Here is a 10777-nt window from a genome sequence, read left to right as displayed (position 1 = left end):
TACAAGCGCCAAAAACGCTGGCTGGAGATCGAGAACCTCTCCGGGCGCCGCGTGCTCGCCGTGCCGCAGGACGTCCACGCCAAGATCCTCGCCCTGAATCTCGCCAGTATGGTCCGAGGGCTCGCGCAAGTGATCGCTCGCCGCCGTCATGCCGCGCGTAAGCGCGCCTATCAGGTGCGCTGGACCAGCAGCCTCTCCACCATGAAGCACACCCTTGGTCCGTCTGCTGATCGGCACCCTGTACGCCCCCACCACGCGGCTCACACAAGCCATCCTTGGGCTCTCCGACGCCGTCGATGCGGTGCGTCCGGACCGACAGTTTCCCCGCCTCAATCCCGGCAAGCTCAAGCCCGGATTCCATCCGGCTTACTGCCGGACGGCTTAAGTCAATGGCATTGCGCTCTGCCCATCCTAACGCTATCCATCAGTTATGACCGCACCCGGCCAACGGCTTGAATGGCCATTGCGGGCAACCGATCCTTGATGACGGCATGCCCGATCTATGCATCCACTGTCTGACCTGACGAGTCGCCATGAACATGATCCCGCAATGTCAGCCTCCCCTGTCACCCCGACTGACCCTGCCGACCATGTACGATCTGCCGAGCGAAGATCCGGAGGAGCCAGGCTTGCCAGACGAGTTTCATCTGCTTCAGCTTGAGTTGCTGCGGCTGACCTTCCGTCCGCCGGGCTATCCGGACGATGAGGTCTTTACCGCGAGTGATCTGAATCTCTATTACGATCTCAGGCATCCACGCTGGTACAAGCGCCCGGATTGGTTCTGCGTGCTTGGCGTTCCGCGCCTCTATGATGGTCAGGATCTGCGCCTCAGCTATGTGATCTGGCAGGAAGGCACCGCGCCCCTTGCGGTCGTGGAACTGCTGTCGCCAGGCACCGAGCAGGAGGATCTCGGGCAGCGCCCGCGCGAGGCCGGCCAACCGCCGAGCAAGTGGACGGTCTATGAGCGGATCCTGCGAATTCCCTATTACTTCGTCTACGATCGTTATACCAACACCTTTCGGCCATTCGGATTGGTGTTGAATGAATACAAGCCCCTGCCCATTGAGGGGTCTGGCGTCTGGCTTGCGGAGGCGCGGCTTGGCCTTGGGCTTTGGGAAGGCACCTATCAGGGGGTGACCCGTCGCTGGTTACGTTGGTATGGCGAGGATGACCAGTGGATTCCGACCCCGGCGGAGGTGGAGGTCCAGCGCGCCGCGGTGGCCGAGGAACGGGCACGGATGGCCGAGGAGCGCGCGGATCGGGAGCGGCAGCGCGCGGAACGACTGCTGCGGCGTTTGCGCGAGCTTGGCGCCGATCCGGAATGAGCGCCATCACTTTCCGGGAGCCAAGCCTGGACGATGCCCGGCGTATTCTCGACTGGCGCACCAGTCCGCGAGTGGCTGCCCAGATGCGTACCCGGATAGATGACAACCTCGCTCAGCAAAAACTCTGGCTTGAGGACTGTGCCCGCCGCGACGATTATCATCACTGGCTGATCCTCATCAGCGGTGAGCCGGTGGGGATGCTCAATGTTGGCCCTTGGGACTGGAGAGGGAATATCGCTCCTTGGGGATTTTATGTGGGCGAGGCGTCTTTTCTCGGTCTTGGCGGGATGATTCCGCCCTATCTCTATAACTGGCTCTTCTTCGAGGTTGGGCTTGGCAGCCTGACGGCGGATGTGCTGGATGACAATCTCGATGTGCTGGATCTGCATCGATTCCATGGCTACCAGGTCGACAGAATTGCGTCGGTGGAAACGCACCTTGATCGACTAAGCCTGACTGAAGGATCTCTGGTACATCTGCGGCTGGAGCGTGATGCTTGGCGGAAACGTCCACGCCTGCATCGGCTGCGAGCCGATTTTCCGGTCAGCAACCCCTGCCCGGAACTGGCGCGGCGGCTCGCCATGAGGGCTCAGGAGCGCTGAAACCAGACCCCTTGGCGATCCGGCCCGATGCCGTGCAGTTGAAAGTTCAATTGCCGTTCCGCCGCGAACTCGTGGATTGCCTGCCGACATCCCTGCCATATTCCATAGTCCGACACATGAATCGAGCCGCCAGGCTGAATCTGATCGTACAAATGATCGAGACAGATCTGTGTCGAGTCATGCCAGCGACAGTCGAGATGCAGAAAGGCAATCTCGCCGATGATGTTGCGCCAGCGGGGTAGCGTATCGTGAAACTGGCCCTGCACGGGACGCACGACCGGAAGAACGCCCAGGCTGTTGCAGAGATCCACGAGATTGCGTTGCGGGGCATGACAGGTACCCGCGCCCCAGCCGACGATTCGCGCCGACTGGCCATCCGGTAAATGACGGTCGAGATCGGTCGGCTCGGGCATGCCATTGAAGCTGTCGAAACAGAAGATCTGGCGCGGCCGCCGGGAGTAGTGTTTGATGAGATAGGCCATGAGCGCGACTGAACCGCCGGCGCCGACGCCGCATTCCACGAAATGACCTGGAACGTCTTCCGCGCAAATGGCCTTGGTCAGCTCATAAAGGGATTGGAGCTGCGGTCTCCCGAGGTTGGTGAAGTTCTGGATCTGATCATGGATCTGGTCGAGTTCTGAAACAGGATTCTTGCGCGGTGGTGGCGGTGGAGCGATCTGTTTCAGCCGTTCTCGGGTGTCGGGACTCTCCGGGAAGAGATGCAGTTCCTCGCGCAAGGCCGCGCGGGCGGCCTCTGTTTGGTGCTGACCTAGCAGGGCCAATCCGCGGATGCGATCGACGCCTCGGATCGGAATGCGGGCGGCCTTGATCTCGGTGGTCAAATGAAGTGCGCGGGCATGATCGCCGTCGGCGAGCGCCTGCTCCGACTCCTCGAAGATCGTCAGCCAGTGGATCGGATTCAGTCGCGCATCCTGTTCGGCAAACGCCCGGTCGAGGTTGTTGGGCGCGGTCTCGGGGGAGGGATCGGAAGCGGTGCTGGTGCTGAGATAGCCCGGAGCGTAATAGCGGGCGCTGACGGCTTCGTCCGTTCGCCAACCCAAGAGCAGGGCCATCTCCGAGGCCGGGCGCTTGAAGGCGTCTCCCAGGGTGGATTTGCCCCACTCAATTTGCTCGCTGGCGCCATCCATGCCTGTCGTGAATGTTGGGTAGACGCGCTGAATGATGGATCGGAAGGTATCGAGATCCTCCGGCAACCCCTCCAAGAGTTCCGGGTGCTGGACGTAGAGCGGCTCTTGCCGGTAATCGGCGCGTTTGAGTAACAGCAAATCCTCGGTGAAAAAGATCCTGCAACCACAGGCGGCGGCATAGGCCAGATGCGATCCGGTCTGGTTGGTGGCCAGATAGTCGAACAACTGGAAGAGAATCCGCATGCGTCGGAGTGCATGGCGATCGAAAATCCAGGCGCCGGTGATCCAGGGAATCCCGATACGCTCGAAACTGCTGGTCCAGAGTCCCTTCTCGACACACATGCCGCTGATGCAGGCCAAGGTCAGCGATGCCTTGCGACTCAGTTCAAGAACCTCCTGCGGCAGGGTCGAGGCGGTTTCGTCGAGCGTCGAATGGGTCGTGGTATGTGCCGGCAGGATCAACAGGCTGCCTGGGATCCGGGTTGGATTCTGTTGATTTCTGGCGTAGAGAAAGGGTGCGCCGACGGCTTGGGCGGGAAATCCTCGCATCCGTAGAAAGCGGGCATCCGATTCAGTGAAGACCAGATTGCATTGATTGCGACGCGCGGTCTTTTCGAGGGCCGCCCGGGACGTCACGCCATGAGACCAGGCGGCCCGCGATGGCAGAGGCGCGCGGATACTTAGGGCATCGGCGATCTCCCAGCTTGCACCGTAATAATCGGGCTCGCCGCTGTTCAGGGGGATAGGGGCGATGTCCGGCAGTGTCTGGAGAATGGGCGCGAGCGTTGACGCAAAGCGGGAATCTTGGGTTGATCCAGGCAGTGACATGGTGTTTCAGTCCCGCCCAGTGGTGAGAGAGGCGTATAAGGCCCGATAGTCTTCAGTCTCACGGGTCAGCGCATATTTGTTGATCACATGATCACGGCAGCGATGACGCAGGGCCTCCGACGCTTGTTCCAGCGCCCAGCGAATCCCAAGCGCCATGTCCTGTGCATCGGGAAAACGTGCCAGATAGCCGGTTTGCTGGTGGAGAATCAGGTCCGGCAGACCGCCGATGTCGAAGGCGACGACGGGCGTTCCGCAGGCCAGGCTCTCTAGGGCGCTGATCGGCAGATTGCCCTCGCGGGTCGCGACGACGAAGACGTCCGCAGCCGAATAGGCGGCTCGGAGTCGGTTGGTCTCGCCGAGGAAACCGAGACGCTGGAGCGGATAGGGGGCGGGTATGTCGCCGAGACTGTCATCCTGACCAAAAACGAGCAGACGAATGTCGCGCGGGGGATTTGGATAGAGATGCTTCAGATAGGCGGTTGAGCGCAAAAAGTGACTGAATCCCTTGCGGTAACTATCGAGGTTACGCGCGCCAAAAAGGATGACGAGCCCTTCTTGCGGTAGGCCGAGTTGCTGCCGCGCCATCGCGCGATTCAAGGATGCGTGGACGTCCATGTCAAGACCAGGCGGGATGACATGATGCGGGAAACGTCCCAGCAATGCGCTGGCACGCGAGCACTCGCCCAGCCAGCGGCTCGCGGTGACGATCGTCAGGTCCAGTTGACGATAACTCCTATCCTTGAGATCCCAGATGGCGCCCGCGAGATCGAGCGTTTCGTCTTCCCCTGGCCCCAGTTGAGGGCAGTCATGGCAGCGGCTTTGGTAACGGGTGCAGCCCTGGGAATAATGGCAGCCGCCGGTCAAGGGGTTCATATCGTGCAGGGTCCAGACCAGCCGTTTGCCGGCGAAGAGCTTCGGCATCTCGCGGATGTCCACCAGGCCCGCGATCGAGTGCAGATGGATGAGGTCGTCATCGCGGATCTGATCGGCGAGCGAGACCAAGCCATCCGGGGTCGAGAAGCGGTCGGCGCTTGCTGAACGATTCGGATAGTTTCGCAGCGTCCGCTCCCAGCGAGCCTGCACGCGAGACCAGAGTTGGTCGACGCCGGTGGTGTCGACCAGGAGTCGACGCCCTTCCAGTGGTTCCCCCCGCCATGGCGGAATCCGATCGTCGCAAATGGCGGAGCCGGGCGGCGCGGGTAAGGGCCAGTCCCGTGGTTCGGCGGATGCTGGTATGCGGTCTCGGTCGTCGGGGGTTGCCACGTCGCTTATTGGTCTCTCGCGAGAAACATTGATTTTCAGGATGGGGTCGTCGGCTGGTTCGCAGTCTAATCCAGACGAGTCAACAAGGGGTCGCGGGGTGAAGCGCTGACAGCGCGGTGCGTAGGGCTTCCAGAACAGACTCCTGATCGACATGTGTTAAGCCAGGGTAGAGCGGAAGGGTCAAGGCGCTTGCGTAAAAAGACTCGGCGCCCGGAAAGGCCTTCGGATCGAACGTCATGCCCTGGGCTTGCATGAACGGCTGACGATAGAGTGGGATGTAATGGACCTGAACGCCGATCTCTGCCGCGCGCATCGCCTCGTAGACCATCCGCCGCTCCCCTTGGTCACCCAGTCGGATGACATAGAGATGCCAGGCGCTGCTGTCGTCATCGGAACCATGCGGCGTCATCAGTGGCCAGCCGGACAGTCGTTGATGATAACGCCGCGCCAGACAGCGGCGGCGCGCCACGAAATCCGGAAGACGTTTGAGCTGACTGAGCCCCAACGCCGCCTGGATGTCCGTCAGACGAAAATTGTAGCCGGGTTCCTCGATGCTGTAGTGCCAGCCTTCCGTGCGCCGGATGTCGTGAGTGCGCAGCCGTGCCATGCGCGCCGCCAGTTCGGCATCGTTGGTCAGAACCATGCCGCCTTCGCCAGTGGTGATCTGCTTGACCGGATGAAAACTGAAGACGGTGGCCTGGCTGTATCGGCAGGCTCCCACGGGCTGACCGTGATCGCTGGCCCCCAGGGCATGGGCGGCATCCTCGATGATCGCGAAACCGAAGTGTTGGGCCAGTTCGCCAATGGCGGCCATGTCGCAGGGGCGCCCGGCATAATGGACCGGCACCAGGATACGCGGGAGTCGTCCCAGGGATTGAGCCTCCGCGAGTTTGCAGGCGAGCGCTGTCGGTGAGAGATTGCCGGTCGCGGGATCGACATCGACCAGATCGACACGCGCGCCGCAGTGCAGGGCGCAGGTCGCGGAGGCGGCGAAGGTGATCGGCGAGGTCCAGAGCCAATCGCCCGGCCCCAGTTCGAGCGCGCGACAGGCGAGCAAGAGTCCGGAACTGGCGCTGTTACAGGCAACGGCATACTGGCTCTGACAGTCAGCGGCCATGGCCTGCTCGAACCGCTCGACGGTCGTCCCCTGGGTCAGGGGCCCATGACGCAGCACCTCCACCACGGCGGCGATATCGGATTCGTCGATGTCATGCCAGCCATAGGGGATCATTCGAGCAGATCCCAGCTCGCCGGCGTACCCCGGCGGACATCGCGGTTGACGCGCCGTCCCAGCAACCGGCCCACATCATCGGGCGGGAGTCCGAGTCCAGGGCGAATGGCGCGCAGATTGTCCGGCGTCAGCCGATCGCCGGCTCGCAGATCGCGAGTGATATAGAGGCTGCGCCGATAACGTCGCGATGCCTGTTCGCTGGCCGTCGGTCCGTAGTGGATCCGACCCAACGCCTCCCAGGCCAGGCGTGTGTTCCGGACCAAGCCGGCCAGTTCGGCGGGTTCCAGGGAAAAGGAACCGTCGAGATCGCCATCGGCGCGGCTCAAAGTGACATGTTTTTCGATCATGGCCGCGCCCAGGGCCACGCTGGCGATGGCGACCCCAGGGTCGAGGCTATGATCGGACAGACCGACTGGACACTTGAAGAGGGCCGCCAGATGTGGAATGGTCAGCAGATTGGCCTCTGACGCCACGGCGGGATAGCTGCTGGTGCATTTGAGCAGGATCAGGTCGGCGCATCCGGCCTGACGAGCCGCGTCGACGGCTGCGGCCAATTCAGCCAGGGTCGCCATACCAGTGGACAGGATGATGGGTTTGCCCGTCGCCGCGACCCGACGGATCAGGGGCAGATCGCCGTTCTCGAAGGACGCAATTTTATAGCAGGGAGGGTCCAGGGTTTCCAGAAAGTCCACGGCGCTGGCATCGAATGGCGTGCTGAACGCCATCAGACCATGCTGGCGGGCGCGCTCGAAGAGCGGCGCGTGCCATTCCCAGGGTGTCTGTGCCTGACGATAGAGCGCGTACAGTGATTGACCGTTCCATGGACTCTCCGGATCCGCGATGAAGAATTCGCCCTCCTGAAGGTCGAGCGTCATGGTGTCGGCGGTATAGGTCTGCAACTTGATCGCATGGGCGCCAGCGGCCGCGACGGCATCGACGATGCGCAGCGCCCGGTCGAGATCCTGGCCGTGATTGGCGGACAGTTCGGCGACGATCAGCGGAGGGTGTCCGGGACCGATAGGGTGCGTATCTAGCTTGATCGCGTTCAATATGGCCTTCATGATTCAACGAGTTTTTGCTTGAAAAGCGAGCATCCGTGCCACCCGCGCCGAGCCTCCCTCTTCCGTGGCTGGAATCACGGCTTGCGCTGCCCGGCTCATGGCGTTCAATGACATGGGTGCATGCTGTAAATCGTCGATCGCGGAGCCGAGCGCACCCCGGCCTAGCCGTTCGGCATCGCCCAGCCAACGACAGGCCCCGTGCTCATGCAGCCGTTGCGTCGTGGCAATCTGATTCGCGGCGACCGTCACCACCAGCGCCGGCAATCCCATCAGGCAGCGCTCCCAATGCGTGGAACCTCCCGCCCCCAGTGCCAGGTCGGCGTTCGCCATGAGTTCGGCCATTCGATGAGTCTGCACATGCAGTGTCCAGCGCCCGCCGCTGTCCTGACACATTCGTTCGATCCGCTCCCGGTGCGGGTTGCCCGCGCCAAGCACCACATCAGCGGATAAAGCGCGGCCATCCAAGTCATCGAGTGCCATGGTTGTCAGGTCGAAAGGGTCTGTTCCGCCGAAAAAGATCAGCAGGCGATCAAGGCGGGTTCGTTCTTCAGTCTCTGAGGCCAAGGCGTGAAAGGACGGACGAATCAAGGCGTGGGTGGGGCCTGTCAGCAGATGGCATCCGCTGGGAATCAATTCGCGGTAGCGGGTTTCAGCCTCGTCGACCAGATTTTGATCGAGCAAGAGGTCGCAATCGTGCGGACGATCCGCCAGGTCATCGATGACCATGAGGCGTTGCGTCCAGGGACGCATCGCGGATTCCCAACGTCGATCGAGTCCGTAGTGATCGACGATCAGCCAGTCGAATCCCGCGGTGCCGAGCGCTTGCGCACAGTCTGTCAGTTCTGCCTCGATAGAGACGCCTAGCCAATCAACCTGCTCGGATCGCGGCACAGGAACCGTGACGGCAGGAGGTAACAGACTACAGTCATGTCCTTGGGCACAAATTTCCGCGCCCAGATGACCGGGTTGGTCGCGGGTCAAAAAACGGGCCTCGGCGCCGCGTGCTCGCAGCGCCTCGGCCAGCGTCAGACAGCGCATGACATGACCGCTGCCAAGCCACAATGAGGCATCGGCGCGAATGGCGACTTTCATCATTGCGTTGAATTGGACATGGCCCGCCAGGCTTCGAACATGAGTTCCGCGCGCAGCCAATCCTCGGGGGTATCGATGTCCTGCACCAGATGTCGGGGCAACACGAGCGGTCGAGCGGCTGGCGCAAACACCGGCAGATTATTCAGGAAGGCATCGACTCTTCCCCAATAGAATTGACCTGCATCATGATAGGTGTCCTCCAGATCCTGCGAACGCTTGGGGATATGCTCTGGAAAACAGGGCTCGACTCCGCCTTGTGGCAACAGTCTGAGCGAACGCTGAATGGGGTAGGGAAACGACGTCACTGAAAAAACAAATGATGATTGTCGTTCCTTGAGCAGTTCAAAGCCGCGTCGCAGAAATTCAGGTTGCAGGAAGGGCGCCGTGGCATAGATACAGCAGGCGTATTCGATCGGCTCGTTGTGTTCCAACAGCCATTGCAGCGCGTGTTTGACTACGGCATTAGTACCGGTGTAATCGTCCGCCAGTTTGTCGGGACGCACAAAAGGCACTTCCGCGCCATGCTCAAGCGCAACGCGAGCGATGTCCTCCGAATCCGTGGAAACCAAGATACGGTCAAACAGTTCTGATGCCAGCGCCGCCGCGAGCGACCAAGCCAGCATGGGCTTTCCGTGGAAAAGGCGGATATTCTTATGGGGAATCCGTTTGCTGCCCCCGCGGGCGGGAATGATGGCGATGTTCATGCGCGAAAACTCATTACTAATTAATGCCGGCGTCGCGAAGCCTTTTTAGCACATTTCAAACCCAAGAAAATTTTCGTCATAACACCCAACAATAGACGCCTTCTTCCGAAGCATATCAATCTGATGTTCGTTAAACGTATTCTTCCCACGACCTGAGACTCCAATCGAGAAATTGATCCCGCCAACGCTCGCGATTCTTGATGATACCTGATTATTTACCAAGCTCCGCTCTTGCAAGTGGTAATCACCCAGTAAGTTACTGATTATGCGTCGGGCCGTCCCGCGCGGCCACTTGGAGGGCCTGAGGAGTTCGGCCTAACCCGCCAGATTCCGACGAGCAACGGCAACCAGCGTCACGAAACCATTGATTATCAAATAGTTACTTAGGGCGAAATGGGCTGAGGATCGTGAATAATCAGGAAGGATCATGCGTCAGATAGTAAAATCCGGAGCGACGTGCATGCGGACTAACTCGCGCAGTTGTTCAACTGTAAAAAAGTCCGGATTGGTGCCGCTGCTGTAAGCGTATCCCTCACGCACGGGTTGACAGCCGCTGCGCTCGCAATATTGAGTCCGACTGTATTTCGCGGCCATTGGCAGAATGGCGAAATAGCGCCCGAGATCGACCGTGTTGAAGCTGTCGCTTGAGGTAATGAGCTCCTCGTGAATCTTTTCCCCAGGGCGGATTCCAATAATCGGATACTCGCAATCCGGACCAATGGCTCGTGCGAGATCCATGATCCGATAGCTCGGGATCTTAGGGACGAAAATCTCGCCGCCATCGGCATTTTCTAGTGCCCACAGGACCATCTCCACGCTTTCCTGCAGGAGGATGTTGAAGCGGGTCATGGTGGGGTCGGTAATCGGGAGAATACCGGTCTTGCGTTGTTTCAGGAAAAACGGGATCACCGAACCACGACTCCCCATCACGTTGCCGTAACGCACGATGGCGAAGCGGATATCCCGCGAGCCACGAATGTTGTTGGCCGCCGTGAATAGCTTGTCCGAGCAGAGCTTGGTCGCGCCGTAGAGATTGATCGGCGCGGCGGCCTTGTCGGTGGAGAGGGCGATGACGCGCTTCACGCCACCGTCGAGGCAGGCCTCGATCAGATTTTGCGCACCAAGGATATTGGTCTTGATAAACTCGAAGGGATTGTATTCGGCGGTTGGTACCTGCTTGAGAGCCGCCGCGTGAACAACGGTGTCGATGCCTTCGAGCGCCCGTTTCAGGCGTTTTTCGTCACGCACATCACCGATGAAGTAGCGCAGTCCCGGATGCGCCTCTTCTCGAAAGCGTTGCGCCATCTCGGACTGCTTGAGTTCATCGCGGCTGAAGATCACCAATCGCTTGATATTTGGATAACGTTCCAGCACCACCTTGACGAAGGCCTTGCCAAAGGATCCGGTGCCGCCGGTCAGGAGGATTCTTGCGTCTTGAAGCATAGCCTTAACCGTTGCAGTGTCTTCCGAAGGCAAGGTATGGCAAAAGGTGGCCGATTTCAGCAAAGTGCCGCCGCTTTCCG

General features: G+C 60.4%; 10 protein-coding genes. 3 read left to right on the top strand and 7 right to left on the bottom strand.

Going from position 1 to position 10777, the window contains the following annotated elements:
- The first annotated feature begins 214 nt into the window (after positions 1–214).
- The 3 genes from CKO27_RS18045 (at position 215) to CKO27_RS18035 (ending at position 1927) form a co-directional block, all read left to right on the top strand.
- Positions 215–385, top strand: a complete 171-nt coding sequence (locus tag CKO27_RS18045; protein ID WP_200376313.1) for a hypothetical protein — start codon at positions 215–217, stop codon at positions 383–385.
- Between the two features lie 148 nt (positions 386–533).
- Positions 534–1325: a Uma2 family endonuclease gene (locus tag CKO27_RS18040; protein WP_200376312.1), complete on the top strand. Its 792-nt coding sequence runs from the start codon at positions 534–536 to the stop codon at positions 1323–1325.
- Positions 1322–1927 carry a GNAT family N-acetyltransferase gene (locus tag CKO27_RS18035; protein ID WP_200376311.1) on the top strand — a complete coding sequence of 202 codons (606 nt, stop codon included), beginning with the start codon at positions 1322–1324 and terminating at the stop codon, positions 1925–1927. Before CKO27_RS18040 ends, CKO27_RS18035 begins: the two co-directional genes overlap by 4 nt.
- Here the strand turns inward: CKO27_RS18035 and CKO27_RS18030 are convergent.
- The 7 genes from CKO27_RS18030 to pseB all read right to left on the bottom strand — a co-directional run bounded on the left by CKO27_RS18030 (position 1915) and on the right by pseB (position 10760).
- A complete protein-coding gene (locus CKO27_RS18030; protein WP_200376310.1) occupies positions 1915–3903 on the bottom strand; it encodes a TylF/MycF/NovP-related O-methyltransferase in 1989 nt (662 codons plus the stop codon). The genes CKO27_RS18035 and CKO27_RS18030 overlap by 13 nt on opposite strands.
- 6 nt (positions 3904–3909) lie before the next feature.
- Positions 3910–5166: a glycosyltransferase gene (locus CKO27_RS25215; protein WP_200376309.1), complete on the bottom strand. Its 1257-nt coding sequence runs from the start codon at positions 5164–5166 to the stop codon at positions 3910–3912.
- A gap of 79 nt (positions 5167–5245) precedes the next feature.
- Positions 5246–6397 carry a UDP-4-amino-4,6-dideoxy-N-acetyl-beta-L-altrosamine transaminase gene (gene pseC, locus CKO27_RS18020; RefSeq protein ID WP_200376308.1) on the bottom strand — a complete coding sequence of 384 codons (1152 nt, stop codon included), beginning with the start codon at positions 6395–6397 and terminating at the stop codon, positions 5246–5248.
- Complete coding sequence (pseI, locus tag CKO27_RS18015; protein ID WP_200376307.1) at positions 6394–7458, bottom strand: pseudaminic acid synthase; 1065 nt, start codon at positions 7456–7458, stop codon at positions 6394–6396. The genes pseC and pseI overlap by 4 nt, the downstream gene beginning before the upstream one ends.
- 3 nt (positions 7459–7461) lie before the next feature.
- Positions 7462–8553 carry a UDP-2,4-diacetamido-2,4,6-trideoxy-beta-L-altropyranose hydrolase gene (pseG, locus tag CKO27_RS18010; RefSeq protein ID WP_200376306.1) on the bottom strand — a complete coding sequence of 364 codons (1092 nt, stop codon included), beginning with the start codon at positions 8551–8553 and terminating at the stop codon, positions 7462–7464.
- Positions 8550–9254, bottom strand: coding sequence for a pseudaminic acid cytidylyltransferase (gene pseF, locus CKO27_RS18005; RefSeq protein WP_200376305.1), 705 nt, complete (start codon positions 9252–9254; stop codon positions 8550–8552). The genes pseG and pseF overlap by 4 nt, the downstream gene beginning before the upstream one ends.
- A gap of 432 nt (positions 9255–9686) precedes the next feature.
- Positions 9687–10760 carry a UDP-N-acetylglucosamine 4,6-dehydratase (inverting) gene (gene pseB / locus CKO27_RS18000; protein WP_338116107.1) on the bottom strand — a complete coding sequence of 358 codons (1074 nt, stop codon included), beginning with the start codon at positions 10758–10760 and terminating at the stop codon, positions 9687–9689.
- Positions 10761–10777 lie beyond the last annotated feature (17 nt).

This window comes from Thiocystis violacea (assembly GCF_016583575.1).
Classification (GTDB): Bacteria; Pseudomonadota; Gammaproteobacteria; order Chromatiales; family Chromatiaceae; genus Thiocystis; species Thiocystis violacea.
The sequence above is the reverse complement of the archived record's forward strand: the minus strand, read 5'-3'. Positions and strand labels throughout refer to the sequence as shown.